Annotated in this window: 29 protein-coding genes and 1 pseudogene; 9 read left to right on the plus strand and 21 right to left on the minus strand. The window is 70.7% G+C overall.

What is annotated here, in order from left to right:
• Positions 1 to 22: 22 nt before the first annotated feature.
• On the minus strand, positions 23 to 1,162 hold the full coding sequence (locus tag AC5JOC_RS08295; RefSeq protein WP_137242838.1) for a ThiF family adenylyltransferase: 1,140 nt from the start codon (positions 1,160 to 1,162) through the stop codon (positions 23 to 25).
• 144 nt (positions 1,163 to 1,306) lie between these two features.
• On the opposite strand from AC5JOC_RS08295, the gene AC5JOC_RS08300 reads away from it, so the two are divergent.
• A complete protein-coding gene (locus AC5JOC_RS08300) occupies positions 1,307 to 1,720 on the plus strand; it encodes an ASCH domain-containing protein (protein WP_494246107.1) in 414 nt (137 codons plus the stop codon).
• Positions 1,721 to 1,726: 6 nt separating this feature from the next.
• Here the strand turns inward: AC5JOC_RS08300 and AC5JOC_RS08305 are convergent, their stop codons facing one another.
• From AC5JOC_RS08305 to AC5JOC_RS08345, 9 genes are all read right to left on the minus strand, one after another.
• Complete coding sequence (locus AC5JOC_RS08305; protein ID WP_071261898.1) at positions 1,727 to 2,104, minus strand: VOC family protein; 378 nt, start codon at positions 2,102 to 2,104, stop codon at positions 1,727 to 1,729.
• Between the two features lie 51 nt (positions 2,105 to 2,155).
• Positions 2,156 to 2,710 (minus strand): WHG domain-containing protein, encoded by a 555-nt coding sequence (locus tag AC5JOC_RS08310; protein ID WP_197977355.1) that lies wholly within the window; start codon positions 2,708 to 2,710, stop codon positions 2,156 to 2,158.
• Positions 2,711 to 2,732: 22 nt separating this feature from the next.
• Positions 2,733 to 3,569 carry an alpha/beta fold hydrolase gene (locus AC5JOC_RS08315; protein WP_124767925.1) on the minus strand — a complete coding sequence of 279 codons (837 nt, stop codon included), beginning with the start codon at positions 3,567 to 3,569 and terminating at the stop codon, positions 2,733 to 2,735.
• Positions 3,570 to 3,635: 66 nt separating this feature from the next.
• Positions 3,636 to 4,166 carry a PspC domain-containing protein gene (locus tag AC5JOC_RS08320; protein ID WP_197977356.1) on the minus strand — a complete coding sequence of 177 codons (531 nt, stop codon included), beginning with the start codon at positions 4,164 to 4,166 and terminating at the stop codon, positions 3,636 to 3,638.
• 1 nt (position 4,167) lies between these two features.
• Positions 4,168 to 4,491 (minus strand): PadR family transcriptional regulator, encoded by a 324-nt coding sequence (locus AC5JOC_RS08325; protein WP_159876711.1) that lies wholly within the window; start codon positions 4,489 to 4,491, stop codon positions 4,168 to 4,170.
• 40 nt (positions 4,492 to 4,531) lie between these two features.
• Positions 4,532 to 4,789 carry a DUF6510 family protein gene (locus tag AC5JOC_RS08330; RefSeq protein WP_192004076.1) on the minus strand — a complete coding sequence of 86 codons (258 nt, stop codon included), beginning with the start codon at positions 4,787 to 4,789 and terminating at the stop codon, positions 4,532 to 4,534.
• Positions 4,789 to 5,316 carry a ferredoxin reductase domain-containing protein gene (locus AC5JOC_RS08335; protein WP_494246111.1) on the minus strand — a complete coding sequence of 176 codons (528 nt, stop codon included), beginning with the start codon at positions 5,314 to 5,316 and terminating at the stop codon, positions 4,789 to 4,791. The genes AC5JOC_RS08330 and AC5JOC_RS08335 overlap by 1 nt, the downstream gene beginning before the upstream one ends.
• Positions 5,317 to 5,514: 198 nt before the next feature.
• A complete protein-coding gene (locus AC5JOC_RS08340) occupies positions 5,515 to 6,108 on the minus strand; it encodes a sulfite oxidase-like oxidoreductase (protein ID WP_086472594.1) in 594 nt (197 codons plus the stop codon).
• An 89-nt stretch (positions 6,109 to 6,197) separates the two neighbouring features.
• Positions 6,198 to 6,893 (minus strand): HAD hydrolase-like protein, encoded by a 696-nt coding sequence (locus tag AC5JOC_RS08345; RefSeq protein WP_194599907.1) that lies wholly within the window; start codon positions 6,891 to 6,893, stop codon positions 6,198 to 6,200.
• Between the two features lie 100 nt (positions 6,894 to 6,993).
• Between AC5JOC_RS08345 and AC5JOC_RS08350 the strand changes: the two genes are divergently transcribed.
• Entirely contained in the window at positions 6,994 to 7,875 is an 882-nt protein-coding gene (locus AC5JOC_RS08350; RefSeq protein WP_194599906.1) for a sugar phosphate isomerase/epimerase family protein, read from the plus strand.
• On the plus strand, positions 7,872 to 8,924 hold the full coding sequence (locus AC5JOC_RS08355; RefSeq protein WP_192004079.1) for a Gfo/Idh/MocA family protein: 1,053 nt from the start codon (positions 7,872 to 7,874) through the stop codon (positions 8,922 to 8,924). Before AC5JOC_RS08350 ends, AC5JOC_RS08355 begins: the two co-directional genes overlap by 4 nt.
• Before the next feature lie 28 nt (positions 8,925 to 8,952).
• Here the strand turns inward: AC5JOC_RS08355 and AC5JOC_RS08360 are convergent, their stop codons facing one another.
• Both AC5JOC_RS08360 and AC5JOC_RS08365 read right to left on the minus strand, forming a co-directional pair.
• Positions 8,953 to 9,834, minus strand: a complete 882-nt coding sequence (locus tag AC5JOC_RS08360) for an ROK family protein (RefSeq protein WP_494246113.1) — start codon at positions 9,832 to 9,834, stop codon at positions 8,953 to 8,955.
• 173 nt (positions 9,835 to 10,007) lie between these two features.
• Positions 10,008 to 10,169 (minus strand): annotated as a pseudogene (locus AC5JOC_RS08365) (hypothetical protein); the annotation flags it as partial.
• A 141-nt stretch (positions 10,170 to 10,310) separates the two neighbouring features.
• Between AC5JOC_RS08365 and AC5JOC_RS08370 the strand changes: the two are divergent.
• The 3 genes from AC5JOC_RS08370 (at position 10,311) to AC5JOC_RS08380 (ending at position 13,277) form a co-directional block, all read left to right on the plus strand.
• Positions 10,311 to 11,810, plus strand: coding sequence for a glycoside hydrolase family 36 protein (locus AC5JOC_RS08370; protein ID WP_494246115.1), 1,500 nt, complete (start codon positions 10,311 to 10,313; stop codon positions 11,808 to 11,810).
• 95 nt (positions 11,811 to 11,905) lie between these two features.
• A complete protein-coding gene (locus AC5JOC_RS08375; RefSeq protein WP_124767930.1) occupies positions 11,906 to 12,895 on the plus strand; it encodes a helix-turn-helix transcriptional regulator in 990 nt (329 codons plus the stop codon).
• Between the two features lie 4 nt (positions 12,896 to 12,899).
• On the plus strand, positions 12,900 to 13,277 hold the full coding sequence (locus AC5JOC_RS08380; RefSeq protein ID WP_079704440.1) for a RidA family protein: 378 nt from the start codon (positions 12,900 to 12,902) through the stop codon (positions 13,275 to 13,277).
• A 20-nt stretch (positions 13,278 to 13,297) separates the two neighbouring features.
• On the opposite strand, the gene AC5JOC_RS08385 is transcribed toward AC5JOC_RS08380, so the two are convergent.
• The 5 genes from AC5JOC_RS08385 to AC5JOC_RS08405 form a co-directional block, all read right to left on the minus strand.
• Positions 13,298 to 13,822 carry a GrpB family protein gene (locus AC5JOC_RS08385; RefSeq protein ID WP_124767931.1) on the minus strand — a complete coding sequence of 175 codons (525 nt, stop codon included), beginning with the start codon at positions 13,820 to 13,822 and terminating at the stop codon, positions 13,298 to 13,300.
• 105 nt (positions 13,823 to 13,927) lie between these two features.
• Complete coding sequence (locus tag AC5JOC_RS08390) at positions 13,928 to 14,998, minus strand: LacI family DNA-binding transcriptional regulator (RefSeq protein WP_159876725.1); 1,071 nt, start codon at positions 14,996 to 14,998, stop codon at positions 13,928 to 13,930.
• Between the two features lie 86 nt (positions 14,999 to 15,084).
• Complete coding sequence (locus tag AC5JOC_RS08395) at positions 15,085 to 15,969, minus strand: sugar phosphate isomerase/epimerase family protein (RefSeq protein WP_430892787.1); 885 nt, start codon at positions 15,967 to 15,969, stop codon at positions 15,085 to 15,087.
• A complete protein-coding gene (locus tag AC5JOC_RS08400; protein ID WP_494246119.1) occupies positions 15,966 to 17,063 on the minus strand; it encodes a Gfo/Idh/MocA family protein in 1,098 nt (365 codons plus the stop codon). The genes AC5JOC_RS08395 and AC5JOC_RS08400 overlap by 4 nt, the downstream gene beginning before the upstream one ends.
• 52 nt (positions 17,064 to 17,115) lie before the next feature.
• On the minus strand, positions 17,116 to 17,928 hold the full coding sequence (locus tag AC5JOC_RS08405; RefSeq protein WP_124767935.1) for a sugar phosphate isomerase/epimerase family protein: 813 nt from the start codon (positions 17,926 to 17,928) through the stop codon (positions 17,116 to 17,118).
• A gap of 184 nt (positions 17,929 to 18,112) precedes the next feature.
• Here AC5JOC_RS08405 and uxaC point away from each other — a divergent pair, with 184 nt between their 5' ends.
• The 3 genes from uxaC (at position 18,113) to manD (ending at position 22,316) form a co-directional block, all read left to right on the plus strand.
• A complete protein-coding gene (gene uxaC, locus AC5JOC_RS08410; RefSeq protein WP_124767936.1) occupies positions 18,113 to 19,531 on the plus strand; it encodes a glucuronate isomerase in 1,419 nt (472 codons plus the stop codon).
• Between the two features lie 5 nt (positions 19,532 to 19,536).
• Complete coding sequence (locus AC5JOC_RS08415) at positions 19,537 to 20,997, plus strand: mannitol dehydrogenase family protein (protein ID WP_494246122.1); 1,461 nt, start codon at positions 19,537 to 19,539, stop codon at positions 20,995 to 20,997.
• An 80-nt stretch (positions 20,998 to 21,077) separates the two neighbouring features.
• A complete protein-coding gene (gene manD, locus AC5JOC_RS08420; protein ID WP_124767937.1) occupies positions 21,078 to 22,316 on the plus strand; it encodes a D-mannonate dehydratase ManD in 1,239 nt (412 codons plus the stop codon).
• A gap of 116 nt (positions 22,317 to 22,432) precedes the next feature.
• Here manD and AC5JOC_RS08425 read toward each other — a convergent pair whose 3' ends face one another.
• The 4 genes from AC5JOC_RS08425 to AC5JOC_RS08440 all read right to left on the minus strand — a co-directional run bounded on the left by AC5JOC_RS08425 (position 22,433) and on the right by AC5JOC_RS08440 (position 25,945).
• Complete coding sequence (locus AC5JOC_RS08425) at positions 22,433 to 23,323, minus strand: EamA family transporter (protein ID WP_494246123.1); 891 nt, start codon at positions 23,321 to 23,323, stop codon at positions 22,433 to 22,435.
• A gap of 239 nt (positions 23,324 to 23,562) precedes the next feature.
• On the minus strand, positions 23,563 to 23,967 hold the full coding sequence (locus tag AC5JOC_RS08430) for a RidA family protein (protein ID WP_079704451.1): 405 nt from the start codon (positions 23,965 to 23,967) through the stop codon (positions 23,563 to 23,565).
• 157 nt (positions 23,968 to 24,124) lie between these two features.
• On the minus strand, positions 24,125 to 24,898 hold the full coding sequence (locus tag AC5JOC_RS08435; protein ID WP_159876741.1) for an IclR family transcriptional regulator: 774 nt from the start codon (positions 24,896 to 24,898) through the stop codon (positions 24,125 to 24,127).
• A gap of 78 nt (positions 24,899 to 24,976) precedes the next feature.
• Positions 24,977 to 25,945, minus strand: a complete 969-nt coding sequence (locus AC5JOC_RS08440; RefSeq protein ID WP_494246126.1) for a sugar kinase — start codon at positions 25,943 to 25,945, stop codon at positions 24,977 to 24,979.
• Positions 25,946 to 25,982 lie beyond the last annotated feature (37 nt).

The following is a 25,982-nucleotide window of genomic DNA, read 5'->3' on the forward strand; positions in this document are numbered from 1 at the left end:
CACGGGGTGTTCGGAGCCGCGGTCAGTAGCGGGGGACGGTCGGATCCACGAGCCGCGACCACGCGTCGATGCCGCCCTCGAGATGGACGGCCGAGTAGCCGCGCTCGAGGAGCAGGCGAAGCGCGGACTCGGATCGGATGCCGTGGTGGCAGTAGACGACCACGGGCGTCTCGGGGTCGAGCCCGTGGAGCGTCTCGGGGAGCGAGCCGAGCGGCATCAGCGTCGAACCGGGCAACCGGGCGATCTCCGCCTCCCACGGCTCCCGGACGTCGAGCAGGACGGCCTCATCGTCGCTCGCCGCGAGCTGCGGTGCGGTGATCGTGCGGCCGCCGTGTCGCGGCTCGTGCGGGGCTGCCGCTGCGGCGCTCGCCGCGTCCCCTCCTGGCGTCCGATGCAGATGCTCATCGAGCGACACCTGCCGGGCGCCCGCGGGGTCGCGCTCGTACCGGAGTTCGCGGAACCCGCCGCTCAGCCCGTCGAACATCGTCACCCGGCCGAGCGAGAGGGTCCCGACCCCGGTGAGCACCTTGATCGCCTCGGTGGCCATGATGGACCCGATGACCCCGACCGTGGTGGGCAGGACGCCGCCGGCCTCGCAGGAGAGCACCGAACCGTCCGTCGGCGGGTGGGGGAAGAGGTCGCGGTAGCGCGGGCCGCGAGACGACCAGCTGAGTCCAGCCTGCCCGCCGTACTGCGAGACCGCACCCCAGACGAGTGGGACGTCGGCGAGCGTCGCGGCGTCGTCGACCAGGTAACGGGTCTCGAAGTTGTCGCTGCCGTCGATGACGAGGTCGATCTCCGCGTCGGCCAGGAGGCCCATGATCTCGCCGGGTCCGAGGCGGAGGCGGTGCCTGAGGATCGTCGCATCGGTGTTGACGGCGAGGGCGCGATCGGCGGCGGAGTCGACCTTCGACCGGCCGACGTCCGCGGTGCTGTGGACGGTCTGCCGATGCAGGTTGCTGAGCTCGACCGTGTCGTCGTCCACCAGGTGGATCGCGCCGTCACCGGAACCGACACCGGCAGCGGCAAGCGCCGGGATGACGATGCTGCCGAGGCCGCCGGCGCCGACGATCAGCACCCGTGCGTCGGCGAGACGCTGTTGCGCCGCTGGTCCGAACCCGGGGAGGGCGAGCTGCCTGGCGTACCGCGCGGTCGAGGACATGCGCCGATTATCCCACCGGCACCGTGCCCGCCGGCCCTCAGACCGCATCCGCTCGCGTCCGCAGGAGGCTGCAGGCGCCGCCGCGGGAAACCGACAGGAGGTGGTGCAGTGGCACGACGCGTCGATCGATGCTGGGATGGACGCATGGATGACCACCTCCCCATCGTCGAGTTCGCGTTCCCCGGCCCGCTGCGGGACAGGCTGGTGGCGGCGATCGAGTCCGGCGAGAAGGCCGCGACGAGTTCCCTGGCGCACGAGTACGAGGTGGCAGGCGAGGAGTTGCCGGCGGTCGGGCAGCGCGGAATCGTCGTCGATTCCGATGGCGCTCACCGCTTCGTCATCGAGACGGTGGGTGTCGAGGTGGTACCGCTGGGCGAGGTGCCACTGGCTCACGCTCTGGCGGAGGGCGAAGGCTACGCCTCGGTCGCCGACTGGCGTGCCGGTCACGAGCGGTTCTGGACCTCACCGGAGATGCAGGCCGAACTCGGCGCCGACTTCCGCCTCGACGACACGACGCTCGTCGTCCTCGAACGGTTCGCCCTCATCGCCCGGGACTGAGGCCGATCAGACCGGCTTGACGGGCGTGCGCAGGAGGCAGAAGGCGTTGCCCTCGGGATCGGCGAGGACGTGCCACGACTCGTCGCCCGTCTGCCCGATGTCCGTCGGGCGCGCTCCGAGGGCCAACAGGCGCTCGAGTTCGGCGTCCTGGTCGCCGTCGGTCGGGCTGACGTCGATGTGGAGCTTCGACTTCGGCTGCGGCGGGTCGTCGCTGCGGCTGAGGATGATGGTCGGCTGCGATCCACCGAAGCCGTCCCGCGCTCCGATCTCCACCCCGTCCTCGTCTCGGTCGAGCACGACGAAGTCGAGGACCTCGCACCAGAAGCGGGCGAGCGCTTCCGGATCGCGGCAGTCCAGGACGAGTTCACTGATGCGGCATGACATGAGGGCACGCTACCCCGCACGCGTCGTGCAGCGGAACCCGTTGCAGATCGGCTAGGACTCGTCCCCAGCGGTCTCGGCCCAACGGGTCAGCGTGATCACGAAGCCACGGACGAGGCGGTCGAAGCTCCGGTCGAGGTCGCGGTCGAGGCCGAAGGAGCCTGCCGCCTCGAGCGAGACGAAGCCGTGCAGGGTGGAGCGGAACGCGCGGATCGCGTCGATGGCGTCGTCGCCGCGGAGCTCGTAGGCCGTGAGGACGTCGCTGATGACCTGGATGGCGCCGAGCGATGCCGCCGCGTCCTCCTCATCCTCCGGCCCGGCGATCCACTGCGCGGCCGTATAGCGTGCCGGGTGCTCCAGGGCCCACTCCCGGTAGGCGCCGGCCATCACCGTGATCGCATCCGCGCCCGAACGGCCGACGGCGGCGCGCAGCAGGACGTCGCCGAGCTCGCCCTTCGCTTGGAGGGAGATGCTCCGGCGGAGTCCGGCGAGCGAGTCGAGGTGCTTGTAGAGCGAGGGCTGCCGGACGCCGAGCCGTTCGGCGAGGGCGGCGAGGGTCAGCCCCTCGAGCCCGACCTCGTCGGCGAGTTCAGCCGCTTCGTCCACCACGCGCGCGCGGCTGAGTCCCGCCCTAGGCACGGTGCAGCGCCGACTGGAGGAAGCCGAGGACGGCCTGCGAGGTGACCTCGGGCTGCTGGGCCTGCGGGTAGTGGCCGGCGTCCTCGACGAGGACGACCTCCGCCTGCAGGGTGTCGCCGATCCAGCGGGCCTCTCCTGCGGGGTCGGGGAAGTCGGGGTCCTTGGTGCCCATGATCACGAGCGTCGGAGCGCTCACGCCGGGGAGCGCAGCCTCGGCCGGGGCATGGTCGGTCTGTCTGGTCGTCTGCGAGAAGGCCTTGCCGTAGGCGGGGCGACGCAGGCTCGCGAAGACGTCGGCGAGGTAGTCGTCGAAGTCGACCGGCTTCCGGCCCGCGTTCAGCGTGGGGAGGTAGGCCTTCCAGACCCGTGCGATCCACAGCGGAGCCATCATGGCGCGGAAGACCGCCTGCATGACGGCGCCCGCCTTCGGGTTGCGGACGAAGGGCCCGACGAGGACGAGACCGGACACGTCCTCCGGGTGCTCGGCGGCGACGATCACGCCCGCGCCGGCAGCGAGGGAGTTCCCGATGACGACGGCCGGGGCACCCAGGTCGCGGATGAGGGCGTGGATGTCCGAGGCGGTCGCGACGTCGCCGTACGAGGAGAACGTCGTGTCGCTGTCGCCGTGACCACGGAGGTCGGTGGAGGCGACGCGGTACCCGGCCTGGACGAGCGCGGGAGCGAGGAAGCGGTAGGAGGAGCGGAGCTCGCCCATTCCCGGGACGAGGACGACGAGCGGGCCGTCGCCCTGGATCTCGTAGGCGATCTTGCCCTCGGGACGGTCGAGGTAGCGGGTGGCAGGCCCTGTCGATGCCGGGTTCGTGTTCATGAAGCTAGTCTGCATCGCCGTTTGGCTAATGTCAATAGCTTTGATGGATCGGCTGTCGAAGCAATCTCATCGACTCGGCGCTGGCGCCGCGCACTGGCGCCGATACTCGGCGACCGTGTCGACCTTCGGCAGGATGAGGAGCAGAGCCAGGTAGACGAGGCCGGCGGTCCCGCCCGTGAAGAGGAGGAGGAAGAGGGCGACGGTGCGGACCCAGTCCACGCGGAAGTCGCCGTACGCGGCGATGCCGGCGCACAGGCCGCCGAACCAGCTCCCCTCCCCGATGCGACAGAAGAATCGACCGCGAGCGGGATAGGCGAGGATCCGGATCGGCGGTGCTTCCTGCTCGACGGAGCCCGTCTCCGCGAGGATCATCGCGAGCTGCTCGTCGTCGATCGCGGCGCCAGGGGTTGCCGGCATCGATCGCAGGCGGTCTCCGAGTGTCGTCTCGAGGTCGCGTACGGTCTCGTCCGCATCGGGGTCGGTGCCGAGTGCGGCGCGGGTGTTCGACAGGTAGCGGAGCAGGTGGGCGTGGGCGGCGGCCGTCAGCGGGATCGTCTCCGCATGCCCACTCAGGCTCATGTGGTGGATCTGTTCCATGTCAGTGTCCGATCGTCGTGATCATGTCGGTGAGGGAGGACCAATAGGTGCGGAAGTCCAGGAGCTGCACTCGTCCGGCCTCGGTCAGGGAGAGGTACTTGCGAGGTGGACCGGACGTGGACTCCTGCCAGTCGTGTGCCAGGAGGTCTTCGCGTCGGAGCTTGTTCAGGAGGGGATAGAGCGTGGCTTCCTGGACGGGGAAGCCGGCTTCGCGGAGCGCCGTCGCGATCTCGCCCGCGTAGCGTCGCTGATGCTCGACCGAAGCGAGCACGAGCGGTTCGAGCATGCCTCGGCGGAGTGCCGCGAGCTTGCTATCTGGTTCCATGCCGGTACTGTAACACGACTCGGTACCGTGCGAGATTCGATCAGTCGAGGTCCGTCCACCAGCGGACGCCGTCGAGGGTGACGCGCGTGGTCTCCTCGTGATGGAGGACGACGAGCAGGACGTCGTCGCAGTGCCGACAGCGAACCACCCACGCGTCCGGGGTGCCGAACACCAGCTCCGCGGCGAGGGGCGAGACGTCGCGGCACCCGAGGCACTGCGACATCGTGCCGCTCGGGTCGGTGCCGGTCAGTTCCGACAGGGTTCCGGCGAGGACGTTCCCGTCCAGATGCGAGGTCATCACGCGCCTCCGAACCGCTCGGTCTTGATGCGGGCGGGATCATGGCCGATCGCGACCAGGGTGTCGGCGACCGCCTCGACGAAGCCGGTCGGTCCGCAGACGAACACCGACGGGGCCTCGCCGCCGGTGGACTCGAGCGCCTGCAGGTCGGCCGCGACCAGGCGGCCGGCGGGACGAGGCCAGCCATCGGGCGCTCGCCGGGTGTAGATCCAGGTGACCTCGACCCCGGTCGCCGCAGCGAGCTCGTCGGCGAAGAAGGCGTCCTGCGGTGAGCGGACCGAGTACACGAGTCGGAACGGCGTCGTGCTCCCGGCCGCCTCGTGCGCTCGCACCATCGCCATGAGCGGCACGATGCCCGAACCTCCGCCGATCAGGAGGACCGGCTCCGTGTCCTCGGGGCGCCAGACGAACCAGCCGCCCAGTGGTCCACGCACCTCGACCTGGTCGCCGACCTCGATCGCGTCGACGAGGAACGGGTGAGACCTCGCCGTCGGGGACCCGGTCGACGGCGATCTCGATGCGGTCACCGGCGTCGGCCGAGGCGATCGAGTAGGAGCGGACCGCCTGGTAGCCGTCGGGTGCGGTGAGGCGGACGTCGGCGTGCTGCCCGGCGAGGTTCCCGCCCCAGCCCGGGGCGTCCAGGATGAGGCTCCGCCCCGATGGGGTCAGCTGCGTCGCCGTGACCACGGTGGCCGGCTTCCAGACGTCGACATGGTTCGTGCGCCTCACGAGTACCGCTGTTCGAGCCAGGGATCACCGTAGGCGTGGTAGCCGTTCTGCTCCCAGAACCCCGGTTCGTCGTCCTGCTGCATGACGAGGCCGCGGATCCACTTCGCGCTCTTCCAGAAGTAGAGGTGCGGGATGAGAAGCCTCGCCGGGCCGCCGTGCTCCGCGGCGAGCGGCTCGCCGTCGAAGCCGGTGGCGATCCAGGCCTTGCCGTCCAGGAGGTCGTCGAGTGGGACGTTGGTCGTGTAACCGCCGTAGGAGTGGGCCATCACGAAGTCGTAGCCGCTCTCGACCTCGGCGAAGAGCGTGTCGAGGGAGACGCCCTGCCAGCTCGTGCCGAGCTTCGTCCACCGGGTCACGCAGTGGATGTCGCGGGTGATGTCGTCCTGCTGCAGGGCCTGCATGGCCGCCCAGTCCCAGCGGTGGGTCTCGCCCGTCTCCGTCCGGATCTGGAACTCCCACTCATCGGTGTCGATCCGCGGCGTGGGTCCGGCGGACAGGACCGGGAAGTCCTCGGTGAGGAACTGGCCTGGCGGGAGTCGGTCGTCCTGCTCCCGTGCCCGTCCTCCGAAACCGCGTGTGAACACCGCCATGTCGACCTCCTCAGGATGGTCATCACCCTAGTGAGCAGGTGTCGGTGAAGCCAGGCCCTCCTGGGGTCACCAAGTGGTTCCGGTCTCGCTCAGCCGGTGATGAGGTTCGACAGCGCGTCGATCGAGTGGACGACGGCGAGGGCGCCGGTGGCCTCTGCGGGCGAGCCGTAGCCCCACTCGACGAGGATCGTCGGGATCCCGTGCGCCGCTGCGCCCTCGATGTCGTGGAGGCGGTCGCCGACCAGTACGGTGCGGGACGTGTCGACGCCGGCGGCCGTGAGGCGCCGGAGGGCCTCACCGACGACGTCGGCCTTGCTGCTGCGGACCTCGTCCTCGGAGGCGCCCGTGACGACGGTGAAGTACTGGCTCAGGCCGAAGTGGTCGAGGATCGTGTTCGCCTGCGACTCGGGCTTCGAGGTCGCGAGCCCGATCGGGATCCCGGCCTCGGAGATGCGCGCGAGCAGTCCGGCGACGCCCGGGAACACCGCGGTGCCGACCTCGGCGCCCTCGATGGCGACCTGGCGACGGTACTCGGTGAGGGCGAGCTGCGACTGCAACGGGTCCATGTCCGCGAAGTCGCGGAAGGAGTCGAGCAGCGGTGGTCCGACCCAACGCAGCAGCGATTCGTCGGACGGCACGACGGCACCGACGTTCGCCAGGGTCGTCTTCATGCGGGAGATGATGCCGGGAGCCGAGTCCACGATCGTGCCGTCGAGGTCGAACAGTACGCAGGACCAGCTGCGGTGGAAGGACACGGTCGTACTCGCGAGGTAGAGATCGGTCACACGCTCCATCCTAGGGCGACCCCTCCGGCTGCAGAGGGTTGTCAACCGGTTGCCAGAGCCGTAGGCTGACAGGACCGGCAGCCCGACTGTCTGGTTCCCGATGACGAGAACGAACGCGAAGGCGGAAGCGCACGTGAATGCACAACACCCGGTGAGCTGGACCCTGTCGGGCTTCGGCGACGAGATCGACGCCGACCCGACGACGCAGATCGCCGTGCTGGAGGCGCTCGGTGCATCGCACATCGAGGTCCGGAGCGCGTGGGGCGTCAACATCATCGACCTCGACGCCGACCAGCTCGCCCGACTCGGTGCGCAGCTGCAGCGGTCCGGCATGGGCGTGTCCGCCATCGGATCGCCGATCGGCAAGGTCGACGTGGCCCTCGACGCCGAGCTGGAGGTCGCCCGCCTCGCGCGAGCGATCGCCGCTGCACACGCCCTCGGGACCCCCAACATCCGCATCTTCTCCTTCTTCCGCGGTGAGGGCGTGCCGGTGGAGGCCACCCGCGACGACGTCCTGGTCCGCATGCGCCTGCTCGCCGACCTGGCCGAGCGGGAGGGGGTCGTGCTCCTGCACGAGAACGAGAAGGACATCTACGGCGACGTCCCGGAGCGCATCCTCGACCTCGTCGAGTCCGTCGGATCGCCCGCACTCCGCCTCGCCTGGGACAACGCGAACTTCGTCCAGGTGGGCGTCGCGCCGTTCGACGACGGCTATGCGATGCTGCGCCCGTACCTCGACTACCTGCAGGTCAAGGACGCGGTCGCCGAGAGCGGCCAGGTCGTGCCGTCCGGCGAGGGCGACGGGCAACTGCGTGAAACGCTCACGGCGTTGCGCGACGACGGCTACGCGGGGTTCGCCTCGCTCGAGCCGCACCTCGCCGACACCCACGCGCTCGGCGGCTTCTCGGGTCCCGCCTCGTTCGGCGTGGCCGCCCGGGCCTTCCGGAGGCTCACCGACGAGCTGGGGATCGAACTGCGATGAGCCGCGGGCCCGCACCCGTCCTCCGTCGCGTCGCCGTGGTCGGGTGCGGCGACATCTCCGCCCTCCACATCGCGGCGATCGGAACGGTGCCCGGTGCGCAGCTCGTGGCGGTGTGCGACGTCGACGCCGGCCGGCTCGATGCGGCGACGGCTGCGACGGGTGTCCCGGGCTTCACCGACCTCGATCGACTGTTCGAGGAGGCGCGACCCGACGTCGTCCACATCTGCACCCCGCACCACCTGCACGCCGACCAGGCGATCCGGGCGCTCGAGCGCGGGATCAGTGTCATCCTCGAGAAGCCCCTCGCCCACACGCGCGATGAGGCCGAACGGCTCCTGGCCGCGGCGGAGCACAGTCGCGCGAAGATCGCGGTGTGCTTCCAGAACCGCTACAACCAGCCGGCGGAGCGCGCCAAGGAACTCCTCGACTCGGGTGAGCTCGGCGCAGTGCTCGGCGCCTCGGCGGTCGTGCCGTGGCATCGGACGGCGGCCTACTACGAGGATCGCCCGTGGCGCGGTCGCTGGGAGACCGGCGGCGGTGGACTCCTCATGAACCAGGCGATCCACACGATCGACCTCGTGCAGTGGTTGGTCGGCGACCCGCTCGAGGCGACGGGGTCGATCGCCACCCGCGCGCTCGCCGAGGTGATCGAGGTCGAGGACACGGCCGAGCTGCGCATCGTGCACGCGGGTGGCGCGACGAGCACGGTCTACGCGACGGTCGCCGGGGTCGCGAACCTGCCCGTGACGATCGACGTCGTCTGCGCGTTGGGCACGCTGAGCTTGGGGGCCGAACTCACCGCACGCTTCGCCGATGGGCGCGTCGAGACCACCGTCGAGCGGGTGACGGCCAGCGGAGCGCGTGCCTACTGGGGTGTGTCCCATGAACGGCTGATCCAGGACTTCTACGCGGGGCTCGACGAGCCGGGCGCCTTCTGGCTCCACCCCGCAGAAGCGCGGAAGGCGTTCGACGTGATCCAGGACGTCTACGACGCGGCGATCCCCGAGCGACGGTCGTCGGTCCTCGCCGCGCAGCTCGGCGGTCGCTGAGCCACCACCCGCCGCGGGCTGTGACGGCTCAGGACGCTGCGGTCCGCTTGACGAGCAGCTGCGCTCCGTCCGGGTCGGGGAACCGCTCCACGTCTCGGACGGCCGTCTGCAGGACGGTGTCGAGGTGCTGGGACGCCAGGCTGACGCCACCCATCGCCACCGCCTCCGAACCGAGCGAGGAGACGACCACGTCCGGTGGCAGCGGGCAGATCTCGCCGAGGGTGCGGATGAAGCGCGGCAGGAAGACGTCCGCGCCCGGAGCGCTGCCGCCGCCGACCACGAGGAGTTCCGGATCGAGTGCGAGGACCATGGCCGCCGCGCCGGTGGCCAGGTCGTCCGCGAACTCGTCCATCGCCGTCAGGGCGATCCGATCACCGGCGCGAGCCGCATCGAAGATCTCCTCGCGGGACGGCCGTGGTGAGCCGAGGACCGACTCGCCGTACCGCTCGTTCAGGCGGGACCACCGGAGTTCGGGCATCTCGCCGACGATCCCTGCCGCACCGTGCACGCCGCGATGCACCTTCCCGTCGACGATGGAGGCGGCGCTGGTGCGCACGCCGCAGAGGAGGTAGACGACGTCGCGGTGGCCCTGTGCCGCGCCGACGGTCAGTTCCGCGCGGGCACCGAGCGCGACGTCGCCCTCCACCAGGACGGCTCCGTCGAACTCCTGCTCGAACCGCCCGCGCAGGTTGAGTCCGACCCAGTCCGGGAGTCCCGTCCCGCCGAAGTGCAGCACCTCGCCGTCCCGGCCGATCGCGCCCGGGGAGCCCACGGCGACGATCCACACCGACCCGCGGGTGAGGTCGAGGGTGCTGAGCACCGCATCGCCGGTCGCCAGCGCCAGGGTGATGCGCTCGGTCGCGCCCGTGTCCTCGGGCGAGGCGAGCCGTGCGCTGGCCCAGGACGGCACCGGCGAGGTCGGTCACGACGGCGTGGATGTGGTTCGCGCCGATGTCGAGCGACAGGAGGTGGCCGAGTCCGGCCCGCACGCTGAAAGGCGGTGGCGGGTCTGCCGATCCGGGACGCCGAGGCGCGTTCGACGGATTCGAGCCAGCCCATCTCGACGAGATCCGTCACGATCGCGTCGATGGCCGTCCGAGACAGCCCGGACGCGTCCGCCAGCTCCCGCAGGGTGAGTGGCTGCGGGAGCAGGGCGCGCAGCACACCGAGCGAGTTCATCCTCCGGAGCAACGACCGACTGCCCATCGATCCGCCGGACGGCTCCACCATCGCCTCTCGAGGCATTCGCCATTCCCCTCTTGCGACTTTTCACGGCACGTTGCAGTATTAACTCCGCCTCCTCGACTCTACCCGCGGCAGCCCCGCGGCGGCAGTCGGGAGTCCCGCGTCGATCCCGAGAGCGCCCACCCACACAGAAAGCCGGCCATGCTGCACACCTTCACCTTCGGTGACCTCCGCATCCCCGCGAACCTCGCCGGCGAACCGACCGCCACCAGCACGGGGTTCGTCGTGCCCGCCGGTCCGGTCGCGCTCCTCCACCCCTTCGGCGACACCGGCTTCTACCGGCACGGCTGGAACTCGTGGAGCCCGAGCGGGTGGACCACCACCGACGGCGAGACCATCGGCATCAAGAACAGCCCCGACCGGCTGCTCACCGCCGACGACGCGGTCAACGAGACCCCGCACCTCCACTCCGGCAGTGGTGTCGGAGCCATCGCGGGACCGGACGGCACCGTACTGCTCATCGGGACCCTCGGGCTCGGCAACCCCCGGGTCGGTGCCGACCGCAACACGATCTGGGCGCGGAGCGAGACCGACGAAGCCGAGTGGTTCGTCACGTTCGGGCCGGAGCAGCAGGCCTTCGCCGACTACGCGGCGATCCTGTCCGAACGGCTCGGGCGGCGCTCGCAGCGCGCCGGTCGCGTCTGGAGCAGTTGGTACTCCTACTACGAGGGCATCGACGAGGAGCTGGTCGCCCGCACCGTGGCCGATCTCACCGGGTACCCCTTCGACGTGTTCCAGCTCGACGACGGCTGGGAGCCGATCGTGGGCGACTGGACGGCCGGACCGGACTTCCCGTCGGGCATGCAGGCGACCGCCGGTCGCATCGCCGAAGCCGGGTTCCGCCCGGGGCTCTGGCTCGCCCCGATGATCGCGCTTCCCGACTCCACGATCGCGCGGGAGCGCCCCGACCTCCTCGTGCAGGACGACGCCGGCCGAGCGCTGGCGACCGGCTACAACTGGAACTCCCACTACTACTCGCTCGACACCACCCAGCGGGAGGTGCAGGACCACCTCCGCGAGGTCTTCGAGCGCGTCACCGGGTGGGGCTTCAGCTACCTCAAGCTCGACTTCATGTACGCGGGCGCCGTCACCGGGCGGCGGCACCAGGACGTCCACCGCGAAACCGCCTACCGGGACGCGATCTCGTTCATCAGGGAGACCGTCGGCGACGACGTGTACCTGCTCGGCTGCGGCGTCCCGATGATCCCGTCCATCGGGGTGTTCGACGGCGCGCGCGTGGGGCCGGATGTCGGTCCGTTCTGGGACAACGCCGAACGGGTCGGCGATCCGTCGGGCGTCGGGGCCTGGAACTCCATCGTCGACTCCGTCAACCGCGTCTGGCTGAAGGACGTCTACGAGGTCGACCCCGACGCCGTCTACTTCCGCAGCGCTCGGAACCTCCTCGACCCCGTCGAACGTCGCATGCTCCAGGACGTCGCCGCCATCCTCGAGTTCAAGTCGACCTCCGACCCGGTGGTCTGGCTGCACGAGAGCGAACGCGCCGAACTCCGCCAGTACCTCACGGAGACGCCGACGGTCGAACAGACGGGGCGGTTCACGTTCCGCCTCGACGGCCGCGAGGTCGACCTGACTGCCGTCGTGGCGGGAGAGGCCCGCTCCGACACCTCGTACATCGGGTGACGCCTGGCGCTCGGCGGCGATCCGGCGTTATCCGATAAACGAACGCCGACCGCCCGGAAGTGGAGCTTTGGCACAGTCGTGGGATTCTGAGCAGGATGAGCGCGAAACCAGGGTCCGCGGAGCGGTTCGAGGCCGCGGGGAGCGACGTCGACGACGCTCGCGAGCTCTACCGCGAGGCCTACCGGATCGGCGGGATGACGGTCGAGCCGACCGCCGCCGAGTTCGGATACCGCTTCACCTCCACCGGCGACGACGACCTCTCCCTCCGTGCCTCGCAGGTCGAGGGACGGATCACGGGTGCGTCGTTCACCCAGGGCGAGTACGTGGTCTCCTGGATGACGCGTGGCGAAGGCGTCTCAGACCTGCTCGGCTCGCCGATGAAGTTCCTGCACGGGCAGCCGGCGATGTTCGCCAACGACCGCCCCGCGCAGTTCGACCTCATCGACTACCGGCTCAACATGATGCACTTCGGCGGCGCCTATCTCGAGGGTGTCGCGGGGGAGACCGAGGGGTCGGTGGGTCCGATCCGGTTCGACACGACGTTCCGCCCGTCGGGCGCGGGACTCCACCGATGGAACGCCTCCGTCGCGGCCGTCGCAGGGGTGGTCTACGACGACGACAGCCCGGCGCTCCTGCGCGCGGAGGCCAGGCGAGCGGCCGCGGTGTCGTTGCTCGAGACGTTCCCGCACCTCGCGCTCCGGCCGCCGACCGAGGTGGCCGTCGCCGCCAGCGCTCGGACGCGGACCGCGGTGGAGTACCTCGTCGCGAACGCTCATCTGCCGATCCGCACCGAGGACGTCGCAGCGGCGGCCGGCATGAGCCTCCGCAGTCTGCAGTCGGCGTTCCGCCGGGAGTTCGACGTGACACCGGCCGACTACCTCCGCGCGGTCCGGCTCGACCGCGTCCGCGACGACCTGCGGGACGCCGACCCCGGACGGACGACGGTCGGTGACGTCGCCCGTCGGTGGGGGTTCGGTCATCTGGGGCGGTTCGCCGCCGGGTACTCGCGACGCTTCGGCGAGTACCCGAGTGCGACGCTGGCCTCGTCGAACACCATCGGAACCCGCCCGCGTTCCCTAGGCTGAGGCCATGACCCGATCCACCGTGACCGACCCGCACGCGCCCGAACCCGTCGGGCCGTACTCGCATGCGGCGTCCGGCCCGAGCGGGGCACTCCACCTTTCGGGGCAGACGCCCATCGACCCCTCGACCGGAACCCTCGTCGAGGGCGACGTCGCGGCACAGACCGAGCGGGTGTTCGCCAACCTCGAGTCGGTGCTGACGGCCGCCGGTCGAGGCTTCGGCGATGTCGTGAAGGTGAACGTGTACCTCGTCGACATGGCCGATTTCGCCGCGATGAACCGCGTCTACGAGACGGTCTTCTCGGCGCCCTACCCTGCGCGCACCACGGTCGCGGTCGTCGGGCTGCCGCTCGGCGCGCGCGTCGAGATCGAGCTCGTCGCCTGAGGACCACGCGAGGGGCGGCCCTACTTGTCCCAGGCCTCGGTCGGCGGCAGGCCCCGCGCGGTGCGTTCCTCGTTCAGCAGCGCTTCGATGAGCGGGAGTTTCGCCGCCGTGTAGGCGCGGCCGTCGTCGGTCCTGGCGAGCTCCAGCTTGAGCTCCTGATACCGGCGCCGAGCGGATGCGTCGTGCAGTAGCTTGTCTCGGAACAGCCGCTGGTTGCAGTGCTCCCACGCGTCTGGGCCGAACATGTGGAGGATGTGCGTGCGACGGGCTCGCTCTGAGCGGACGTACACGGCATGCGTCTTCGGTCCCGCGGCGTTCGGCTCGTACCCGAGCCCGGCCAGGAGCGGTCCGAGGGCGAACGGGTCGACGCCTGCCATCGCTCTCGCGGCGAGGTCGATGATCGGCTTGGCGACGAGACCAGGGACGGCGGTGCTCCCGATGTGCTCGATCGCGTCGACACGTCCGTCGAGGACGTCCGAGAGTCGCGCCGCCTCGTGTCGGAACGCCGTCGCCCACGCCGTCCGGTGCGGGCTCAGCTCGATCATCGGATCGAGCGTACCCCGCGGTCGGTCCCCGGGCGAGGGACCGTCCCGGTCCCTGAGCCCACCCCGGTCCCTGAGCCTGTCGAAGGGCTGGGTGACGGCCCCGACTCAGTCCGTAGCCGGCGGCGGAGCGGTCGACTCGCGCATGATGAGCGTGGTCGCGAGGTCGGTGATGGTCGGGACGGCGGTGCCCCCGAGGTGCGCGAAGAGGGTCTGCACGGCGTAGGAGCCGGAGGCGATGTGCGGGCTGCGGATCGAGGTGAGTGCCGGTGTCGTGAAGTCCGAACCGAAGATGTCGTCGAAGCCGATGAGGCTCAGCTGGGTGGGCATCTCGACACCACGTGAGCGCAGCTCCAGCATGATGCCGATGGCCAGGAGGTCGTTGTACGCGAGGACCGCGGTGGCACCCGTCTCGAGCACGGCCGTGGCTGCCGCCCTGCCTGCGGCCATGTCGGGCTGCGTCGACGGGACCCGCACCGTCTCGATGCCGCGTTCGGCGCACAGCTCCCGTGTCCGGCTCCACCGATGCCGCGACATCCAGGACCGACCGGGGCCGGAGACGAACGCGAGCCTCCGGTGCCCGAGCTCGGCGAGGTGGTCGATCGCCGCGGTGAGGCCCGGGTCGATGTCGGCGACGATGCTGTCGACGTCGTCGACCTGACGGTTGATCACGACGACGGGCTTCTCCTGGCCCAGCGCGCGCACGTCGTCGGGCAGGAGCCTCGAGGTCGCGAGGATGAGACCGTCGACCGACGGCATGAGCCGCCTGGCGGTCAGCAGCTCCATCTCCGCCGACTCCTTGAACTCCGCGAGCACGAGCGTGTAGTTGCGCTCGGCGGCCTCACGCTCCGCGCCGCGGACGACGTCGAAGAACATCGGGTTCGTGATGTCGGCGACGATGAGGCCGAGCGTGCCGGTGCGCCCGGTGGGGAGCGCTCGGGCGGCGGGGTTCGCGACGTAGTTGAGCTGCTTGGCGGCGTCGTGGATCTTCTGCGCCGTCTTCTCGTTGATGCGGCCAGGGCGGCTCAGCGCCCGCGAAACGGTCGACGGGTTGACGCCGGCGAGCTGCGCGATGTCGTAGATCGTCGCGGCACGTTTCGTCTTCGCGGCCCCTGCCGTGGGTTCGGGCGTTCCGGGCTCGGGAGCGACCGTCTCCGCGGATGCGTCAGAGGTGCTCATGGGGCCCGCTCCTCTCGATCGCCGCCCTCGGCGACCTGAGCCATCGTACTGCCGCGGCCTCGGCGTGCGGGCTCAGGCCGGCCTGGTCAGCGGGTCGCGACATCGAGTGCGTGGCTGGCCCATTCGTACGACAGGCGGTGCGACTCGTAGACGCTCTCGACGCTCGGGAAGTCGACCTCGATCATGAAATCCCCGTCGTAGTCCGCGGGCATCGCCGCGACGATCGCGTCGAAGTCGAGCACACCGAGCCCGGGTTCCGCCCACAGCCGCTTCGTCTGCGACGTCTCGTGGTAGCTCAGCGCGCCGTCCGCTGCGCCGTCGAGGTGATCGGCGTAGACATCCTTGATGTGGATGCCGCCGACGCGGTCGCGGTAGTCGGTGATCATCGCGACCGGGTCCGCTCCCGCCCAGCGGAGGTGTCCGGTGTCGGGCCCGAACCCGATGAGGTCCGGTCCGAGGGTGTCGAGCAGACTGCGGATCTCGTGCTCGGTCTCGAAGACACCACCGACGTGCGAATGGTGCAGGGGACGGATCCCCTCGGCGAGCAGGACCTCGCAGGTGCGGCCGACGTTCTCGATGGCCAGGTCGAGGCGCTCCTGGGAGAAGTCGGCGCCGATCGCCGGCGTCGCCATGCGCGCCGGGATCGCCATCGAGGAGATCATCGTACGGTCGAGTCCGAGGGAGGCCTGGGCCGCCCCGAACGCCTTCGCCGCCTCGAGGACCTCGGCCGGGTCGACCGTCTCGTCGAACGCGCTGCTGAACAGGCTGAGCGACGGTGCGAGGCCGTAGCCGCCGATCCACGTGCGGTACTCGTCCGCGGTCATGCCCTCGGGGATGTCGGCCTTCACCGCGGTGAACCCGATGCGCTGGAAGTCGGCGAAGGCCTCCTCGAACACCTCGCGGGTCTTGCCGCGCGCACTCCAGTACGGGATGGGGTTCGCCGCCACCCGGTTCGTCCGCTGGGCGCTCATCGGGCCACCGCCGCAACGGCGTCGAGGCGGACCGGCTGGCCCGTGCGTGCGGATTCGTAGAGACCGGTGATGATCGAGATCGCCTGGCGGTTCTCGGCCAGCGTCACGCGGAGCGGCTCCTCCCCGCGGATCGCGGCGAGGACGTTCCGGTACTGGCGCAGGTGCGCGTCCGACATCTGTCCGGCGACGCTCGAGCCCGCCTGCGTCTCGTCGGCGAACTGCGCCGCCTGGTTCGTGTCCTTGCCCTGCGAGCCGAAGAAGGCCTCGGCGCGCTCCATCCCCGCGGGGGTGGAGTGGAAGTACGTCAGCTGGTCGTTCTCGATGACCGCGGAGCCGCGGTCACCGTGGACCTGCAGCCGCGCGACGAGGCCCGGGTAGACGGCCGTCGAGCCGTGGATGACGCCCAGCGCGCCGGATGCGAAGCGGACGACACCGACCGCGACGTCCTCGGTCTCGATGCGCTCGTGGGCGAGGAGCGCCGTGTACCCGAAGACCTCGACGGGGCGTCCGAGGAGGGCGACCAGCAGGTCGACCGTGTGCACGCCCTGGTTCATGAGCGCTCCGCCGCCGTCGAGCGCCCACGTGCCGCGCCAGTCGCCGGAGTCGTAGTAGCTCTGCCCGCGCCACCAGTCGACCGATGCGATGCCCGAGGTGATGCGCCCGAGGTCTCCGCGTTCGGCGGCGGCGAGGACGATCTCCGTCGACGGGTCGAAGCGGTGCTGGGAGATGACGGTCACGACGGTACCGGCGCGCTCCTGGGCGGCGATGATGTCGTCCGTCCGCGAGACGGTGACGTCGGCCGGCTTCTCGATGATGACGTGCTTGCCGGCCTCGAGCGCCTCGATGGCGAGGTCGGCGTGCAGACCGGTGGGCGTGCAGACGACGACGATGTCGGGGTCGGTCTGCGCCAGCGCCTCCGTGAGGGTCGTGAACGCGCGTCCGCCGCGCTCGGCGACGAGGGCCTCCGCCTTCGCGAGCTCCGGGTCGGCGACGGCGACGAGTTCCAGCTCGTCGCGCAACTGGTCGATGACGATGCCGTGCTGCTTCGAGATGATGCCGGCGCCGGCGATGGCGATGCGGTGCGGTCGGGACATGCGGGGGTTCGCTCCAGTTCTGTGCGTGGGGTGCGTCGGTGTCCGTGCCGGCTCAGGCGAGCTGACGGAGGTGCGCGAGGGCGGCCTCGAGCTCCGGTTCGAAGTCCTCGAAGAGGCACTCGACGGTGATGGGGCCGTCGTAGCCGCCGTCTCGGAGGGCCGTGATGAATTCGGTGAGTGGCCAGTCGCCCTGGCCGGGCGGCCGTCGTCCGGCATCGGCGATGTGGGCGTGTCCGATGCGGGCGCCGAGGGCCTGGACGACGGCGAACGGCTCCTCCTCCAGCATGATGTGGAAGAGGTCGGCGACGACGGGCACACGGTCGATCCCGAACTCGTCGAGGAAGGCGACCGTCTCCTCGAGCGAGTTGAGCAGGTTCGTCTCGTCACGGTTCAGCGGCTCGAGGACGATCTGCAGTCCGTTCCGCTCCGCCGCGTCGCGCGTCTCGACGACGACCTCTGCGAACCTCGCGCGGGCGGCCGCGACGTCCACCCCGGTGGGGATGGTGCGCGCCGTACCGCTCCCGAACACGATCTTCGCGCCGGGCTCCGAGACCGAACCGATGATCGGCATGACGGCGTCGAGGTACGCGGTGACGCGTTCCGTCGGGAAGCCGGGGTCGGCGAGCGACAGGTCGCCGGGGAACAGGATCGCGAACGAGCCGCGTCGGACGCTCACGTCGTAGTCGGGGTGGCGCGTCCACCCGGCTCCGTCGGCGACGACGAGGTTGCCGACGATGGTCGGTTCCGCGTAGTCGGCTCCGGACGCGAACGCACCGGGGATGCGTTCGGAGGGGACGATCACGCCGTACCCCGTGAGCGGGTGCCGCTGGGCGGTCGCGATGTCGATACGAACGCTGCTTGCCACTGCAATCTCCTGTGATAGCCGGGTCTGCTCCTCGCGTCGCTGACGCGTTCCAGTGGTCCTGGACCACGACGGTTCCGGTCGGAAGCGGGATCAGTCTCGCAGACGGTCGGCGTTCCGGCAAGCGATTGCCAGCAGGGTGTGGCAATCGGTTGACAGACGGAGGCCTCACCGTTTCAATGGAGGCGTGCCGACGACGCTGCAGAACGATCCAGACCGCCTCCTCCCCGCCGACCCCGGGACGCGCGACGTCGCCAGGGCGCTCTACCGCTCGGTCGAGGCCCTGCCGATCATCTCGCCGCACGGGCACGTGGATCCGGCGATCCTCGTCGAGGACACCCCGTTCGCGAACGCCACCGAGCTGTTCCTCCGGCACGACCACTACGTCACCCGCCTGCTGCACGCCGCCGGGTTCTCCCTCGCGGACGTCGGCGTGCCCGACCTCGCGGAGGGTGGTGCCGTCGCCGCGCCGCGGGACGCCTGGCGACGGTTCTGCGAGCACTGGCACCTGTACGCCGGCACCGCCTCCGGGTACTGGCTGAGCTCGATCCTCGGTGAGCAGTTCGGCGTCACGGAGCAGCCGGACGGAGCGAACGCCGACCGGCTCTTCGACACGATCCACGAGGCGCTCCAAGCGCCGGCGTTCCGTCCGCGTGCGCTGTTCGACCGCTTCCGCATCGAGGTGCTCGCGACCACCGACGACCCGATGGACGACCTCGCCGCGCATGCCGCCCTCGCAGCGGACCCCACCTTCAGCGGGCGCGTCCTGCCGACCTTCCGGCCCGACGCGTACCTCGATCCGTCGAAGGCCGGGTGGGCGGAGCGGGTCGCGGCGCTCGCCGCCTGGAACGGGACGCCGGAGGGCAGCTACCGCGGCTATCTCGAAGCGCTCGCCGGGCGCCGTCGCCACTTCATCGAACACGGGGCGGTGTCGGCCGACCACGGTGTCCCGCAACCACTCACGCTCGAACTCGAGGAGGCGGACGCCGCAGCGCTGTTCGACCGCGCGCTGTCGGGGACCGCCGACGCCGCCGACCTCGAGCGGTTCGCCGCGCACATGCTGTTCGAGAGCGCCCGGATGAGCGTCGAGGACGGCCTCGTCATGACCGTGCACCCCGGCGTCCACCGCAACCACCACGCGCCGACGCTCGCCCGCTTCGGACCGGACACCGGGCACGACCTCCCGGTCCGCACCGACTACGTCCGCCCCCTGCGTCCGCTGCTGGAGCGCTTCGGCACGGCTCCGGGGTTCCACCTCGTCCTCTTCAGCGTCGACGAGACGAGCTACTCGCGGGAGATCGCGCCGCTCGCCGGGTTCTACCCGAGTGTCTTCATCGGCGCGCCGTGGTGGTTCCTCGACGCGCCCGACGCCGTCCTGCGCTTCCGGTCCGCCGTGACGGAGACGGCAGGGTTCTCACGCGGATCGGGGTTCATCGACGACACGCGGGCGTTCCTCTCGATCCCCGCCCGACACGACATGTCCCGGCGCCTCGACGCGTCCTTCCTCGCGCGACTCGTGCGGGAGGGGCGCATCGACGAGGCGACGGCCGAACGCATCATCCTCGACCTCGTCGTCGAGCAGCCGCGACGGGTGTTCAAGCTGTGAGCACCGTGACGAACGTGGACAGCGCTGCCGGAGCGCCGGGGGAGCAGGCGGTCCCGCGTCTGTCCCGCGCGCGGCTGCCCGAGTTCCCATCGGCACCGGTCCGGATCGTCCACCTCGGACTCGGCGCCTTCCACCGTGCCCACCAGGCCTGGTACACCCAGCTCGTCGACCCCGATCACGAGTGGGGCATCGCCGCCTTCACCGGCCGGAGCCCGCAGGCCGCAGTCGACCTGGACGCCCAGGACTGCCTCTACACGGTCGTCGAGCGCTCGGCGGACGGCGACTCGGCCACGATCGTCGGTTCGATCGTCGAGGCGCGGGACGGCGCCGACGTCGCACGGCTCCATGACCTCCTCGCCGCTGAGACCACCGCCATCGTCACCCTCACCGTCACCGAGTCCGGGTACCGGCTCGATGCCGAGGGCAAGCCGGACGCGTCGGATCCGGCGGTCGAGCGGGACGTCGCGCTGCTGTCGGACGCCTTGGACGGCGGGGCGGAACTCCGCGATGCCCGACCGACGACGACGCTCGGCAGACTGCTCCTCGGCCTCGAAGCCCGTCGTCGTGCCGGGGCCGGTCCGATCGCGATCGTGCCGTGCGACAACATCGCCGACGGCGGCGCGCTCGTCCGTCGCGCGATGCTCGCCCTCGCCGACCGGGTCCGCCCGGAGACCGCTCGGTGGATCGCCGACGAGGTCTCGTTCGTCTCGTCCTCGGTCGACCGCATCACGCCGCGTCCCACGCCTGCCGACGAAGCGACGGCCGCGACGCTCACCGGATTCGCCGATGCCGCTCCCGTCGTCACCGAGCCCTTCACCGACTGGGTGCTGAGCGGCGACTTCCCCGCCGGGCGGCCGGCGTGGGAGTCCGCGGGTGCCCGGTTCGTCGACGACCTCGAGCCCTACGAGCAACGCAAACTGCGGCTGCTCAACGGCGCCCACAGCCTCCTCGCCTACGCGGGCCCGCTGCGCGGTCATACGACGGTCGCCGAGGCGGTCGGCGACGAACAGTGCCGGGCCTGGGTCGAGGAGTACTGGGACGAGACGGAGCGCCACCTGCCGGACGACCTCGGGCTGACGGCGTATCGCACCGCACTCCTGGAGCGCTTCGACAACGCGCGCATCGAGCATCGGTTGCAGCAGATCGCCCTCGAAGGGGTCACCAAGCTGCGGGTGCGGATCGTGTCGACCCTCCTCGCGGAACGGGCCGCCGGTCGGCCGGGAACCGGGTCCCTGCGCGTGATCGCCGCGTGGGTGGCGGCCGTCCAGGGCGACGACCGCCCGGGCGATGCGAGCGGTGCCGCGGTCGCCGAGGCACTCCGGTTCCACGGCCGGGAGCGGACCGCGGCGCTCGTGCGCCTGATCGATCCCCGCCTCCTCGACTCGGAGCCGGATGACGGTTCCACGCTCGTCACCGAGCTGGAGCACCTGGTCGACGAGCTGACCGGACGCCCACGGAACCCCTGACACCCGCCGCTGCAGCCGACCCGCAGTCCGTCGGAACCACCCCGGCCACATCGGCCGCAACGCACGAAGGAGTAGTACCCATGAACATCGACAAGGCCGAGGTCATCGTCACGAGTCCCGACCGGAACTTCGTGACGTTGAAGCTCACGACCGACGACGGCCTGACCGGCCTCGGGGACGCGACGCTGAACGGGCGCGAGCTCGCGGTGGTGGCGTATCTGACCGAGCACGTCGTCCCGCTGCTGCTCGGGCGCGATGCGTCGCGGATCGAGGACACCTGGCAGTTCCTGTACCGCTCGGCGTACTGGCGGCGGGGTCCGGTGACGATGGCGGCGATCGCGGCGGTCGACATGGCGCTGTGGGACATCAAGGGCAAGGCTGCGGGCATGCCGGTGTACCAGCTGCTGGGCGGGGCGTCCCGGACGGGGCTGCTCGCCTACGGGCACGCGTCGGGCAAGACGAACGAGGAGCTGTTCGACAGCGTGCGCGAGCACCAGGCGCAGGGCTACAAGGCGATCCGGATCCAGACGGCGGTGCCGGGGCTGAAGTCGATCTACGGCATCGCCTCCAACGCGACCTTCGAGGGCAACACCGGTGTCCGCTACGACCACGAGCCGGCGCAGCGCGGTGGGCTGCCGAACGAGGAGGACTGGGACACCCGGTCGTACCTGCGTCACCTGCCGACGGTGTTCGAGGCGGTGCGGAACGAGTTCGGGCCGGAGCTGCCGTTGCTGCACGACGGGCACCACCGGATGACGCCGATCCAGGCCGCGAAGCTCGGCAAGAGCCTCGAACCCTACGACCTGTTCTGGTTGGAGGACTGCACGCCGGCGGAGAACCCGGAGGCGTTGCGCCTCGTGCGGCAGCACACGACGACGCCGCTGGCGATCGGGGAGATCTTCAACACGGTGTGGGACTACCAGCAGATCATCCGCGAGCAGCTCATCGACTACGTCCGCAGCGCGGTCACGCACACCGGCGGGATCACGCATCTGAAGAAGGTGCTCGACTACGCCTCGCAGTATCAGATCAAGTCGGGCATGCACGGGCCGACGGACATCTCGCCGGTGGGGATGGCCGCCGCGATGCACCTCGGCTTGTCGATCCACAACTTCGGCATCCAGGAGTACATGAAGCACGGCGCCAAGACCGACGCGGTGTTCCAGCAGTCCTACACCTGGGAGAACGGCATGCTCCACCCCGGGGATGCGCCCGGCCTCGGTGTCGACTTGGACGTCGACGAGGCGGGCAAGTACCCGTACCAGCGCGCCTACCTGCCCTACAACCGTCTCGCCGACGGCACCGTCCACGACTGGTGATCCCTGCGGCCAGCGCGGTGCGCTGACCCGACCGCGCCCCTGCGGCGTGAGTGCGCCCCTCCGGAGGCCCGCGCTCACGTCACAGGGGGCGCGCTCACGAATGCCTCGAAACAGGGTCAGCCCGCGAGGAGGGCGACGCCGATCACGACGACGGTCGCCGCGGCGATCCGGCGCACGGGTCGGCCCTCGCGGAGCACGAGCGCGCCGAACAGGCTGACGAGGATGACGCTCACCTCGCGCATCGGCGCGACGAGCGCGACCGGTGCCATGGTGATGGCGACCAGCACGAGGATGTACGACATCGGCGAGAGCACCCCGAAGGCGAGGATGCGCGGCCAGTGGGCGCGCAGGACCGCCGGCAGCTCGCGTGCCCGGCGCCCGAGCGAACCGGAGAACAGCACGACCTCGACCGCGGTGCAGCCGACCATGAACGCGACGGGCGAGGCGCCCCACGTGCGGACGGCGTGCGCGTCCCAGATCGTGTAGGCCGCGATCGCGACCCCGGTGAGGAGTCCGAAGGCGACTGCAGGGTCGATGCGTCGTCGCGTGGCGCGTACGTCGACGGCGACCGGTGCCGGGTCGCTCCCGCGATCGACGAACCCGATCGCGACGACGCCGACGACGATCGCCGCGACGCCGAGGAGCGCGAGCAGCGACGGGCGCTCGCCGAGGAGGAGGACGGCGATGATCACGCTGATCGTCGGGCCGGTGCCGCGTGCCGTGGCGTAGACGGTGGAGAGGCGCCCGCTGGCGTAGCCGCGTTGCAGCACGAGCATGTAGACGTAGTGCAGCACGGCGGAGACCACGACGCCGATGGCGAAGCCGGCGAGGTCGTCCGTACCGAGTCCGCCCGTGAACGGGACGACGACCGCCCACAGCACGGTGCTCGCCACCGCTCCCCACCAGAGGAAGGGCATGCCGATCCGGCTGACGCCGTGGGCGACGATGTTCCACGCCGCATGGCAGACCGCGGCGGCGAGGACGATGGTGACGGCGAGCAGAGACACGTGAGACCCTTCCGATCCTCGCGGGCGCGACGATCAGGGTCCTCCGGGCTTTTGTCCTGTCAGATGACGGTCGTCGGCTGGCCGCCGACCGTGGCGCCGCTCGGACCAGTCGAGCTGTCGCTCCGGAACCCTAGGCGCTATCGCGCACCACGCTACCAGCCTCCGACGAGGCGTGTTCGTTCGCCCGAAGATGGGCGAACGAACGCTCGGTCGCCCAGAAACGGGCGAACGGACGTGCGTCAGTCGACGATCGCGATGGCGTCGATCTCGACGAGCATCTCCTCGCGCGGCAGGCCCGTGAAGACCGTGGTGCGGGAGGGCAGGACGCCACCCTGCACGCGCGAGCCGACGAACTCGCCGTAGGCGTCGTTCATGATCGCGAAGTCCTCGCGCTTGGTGAGGTAGACGCGCAGCATCATGACGTCGTCGAAGGTCGCGCCGCCGGCCGCGAGGATCGCCTCGACGTTCTGGAGCGTGCGGGTGGTCTGCGCGGCGACGTCGCCCGGGAACAGGTACTCGTTCGTCGCGGGGTCGACGGGGCCCTGGCCGGAGACCTGGACGAAGTTGCCCTTGCGGACGCCCTGGGAGAAGGTGTGCGCGGGAGCCGGGGCGTCGGTGGTGGAGATGGCGGTGCGGTCGGTCATGGGGGTGTGTCCTTCGGTTGGTGGCCCTTCGACAAGCTCAGGGGCCGGGGTAGGTGGTCAGGGACGGGGTAGGTGGCCCTTCGACAAGCTCAGGGACCGGATGGTGGGGCTCAGGGGCCGAGGTCGGCGGGGGCTCAGGGACGGGAGGGGCGGGAGGTCAGGCGGTGGCGGGGGCCTCGGCGGGCGCCGGCGGTGCGTAGCCGAGTTCGGCGGAGATCGCGGTCGTGGTGGCGAGGAGCTGCGGCAGGAGGGCGCGGACGCCGCTGTGGGGGAGCACCATCGTCGGGACCGAGATCGACACCGCCGCGGTGACCCGGCCGTCGGGCCCGAAGACCGGCGCGGCCACGCAGTTCATGAAGCTCTCGTGCTCCTCGTGGTCCTCGGCCCATCCGCGTTCGGTCGAACGCTCGATCTCGGCGAGCAGGGCGTCGGCGTCGGTGATGGTCTTGTCGGTGTACCGCTCGAAGACGATGCCGGTGACGACGCGTCGACGCTCCGCCTCGTCGAGTCCACCGAGGAGGACCTTCGCGACCCCGGTCGCGTACAGGGAGGCGGGCAGGCCGACACGCGAGTACATGCGGAGGGGCTGACGGGACTCGACCTTGTCGATGTAGAAGACGGAGCCGCTCTCGTAGGCGGCGAGGTGCACCGTCTGGCCCGTGGCCGCCCCGAGCGCCCGGATGTGCGGAGCGGCGACGCCGCGGACGTCCTGCTCGTCGAGCGCGGTCTGGGTCAGCTCGAACATCGCCCGCCCGAGGTGGTACCGGAACGACGCGTCGCGCGTGACGAAGCCGTGCTCCTCGAGCGTGTTGAGCAGGCGCAGCACCGTGGTCTTGTGCACGCCGGCCGTCGCCGCGAGCGCGTCGAGGGAGTTGGTGCCCGAGACGATCTCGCGGAGGAGGTCGAGGGCCCGGGACAGCGATTGACTCATGCGTCGATCATCCCGTGCGCGCCGACCGTGGTCCACGGCAGCGGGTGGTCCGCGGTGATCCGCCACGACGCCCATTCCTCATCGGACGCCTCGACGATGGTGTCCGACGCCCTGCGCGTCGGGCACGAGCTCGGGGCGGTCGCCGTGGCAGATGAGCGTCGACGCCGCGACCGCGTGGCCGAGCCGCGTGCAGGCGGTGTCGGAGCGACCCGAGGCCAGCCCGGCGAGGTAGCCGGCGGCGAACGCGTCGCCCGCACCGACGGTCTCGACGACGTCGACCGACAACGACCGCACCTCGATGCCCGCCTCGGAGTCACGGTGGAGGGTGGTCGCTGCGTTCTCCTCGTCCTTGAGCACGATGCGCTGCAGGGTCGGCAGCTCGGCGAAGAGGCGGGCGGCGTCCGTGTGGCCGAAGAACAGCTCCGCTTCGTCGACGCCGAGGAACAGGACGGACGCCTGGTCGAGCAGGCGGTGCAGCGGGGCGGTCGAGCGACGCTCCCAGAGGCGCGGCCGGAAGTTGAGGTCGACGCTCAGGACGGTGTCGCGGGGGAGCGCGTCGCCCAGCTCGCCGACGAGCAGCGCCGTCGAGTCGGAGAGCGCCGGGGTGATGCCGGAGGTGTGCACGATGGCGGAGGCGGTGATGGCCGCCCGGGTCGCCTCGTGCCGCAGGGTGTCGGCGCCGAGCTGCGACGCTGCGGACTCGCTGCGGTAGTAGTGCATCCGCGGCCGACGGTCGCCGTCGCCGCTCACGACCGTCTCCTTGACGTAGAGGCCGGTGGGCCGGTGGTCGTCGCGTTCGACGGCGTCGGTGAGGACGCCGTCGTGCCGGGCCGTCTCGAGGATGTAGTCGCCGAACCCGTCGTCGCCGAGGCGCGAGATCCAGTGGGTGGGGACGCCCAGGCGCGCGAGGCTCGAGGCGACGTTGAACTCGGCGCCCCCGACGCCCGTCCGGTATTCGCGGGCTTCGGCGACCGGGAGCTGGTTCTCGGGCAGGAGGACGACCATCGCTTCGCCGATCGTGCTCACGGTGGACGGTGACGTCGTCATCACGGTTCCCCTCGCGTCTCGGCCGGGTCCGGTTGAC

The sequence above is a fragment of the Plantibacter sp. genome (assembly GCF_059073635.1).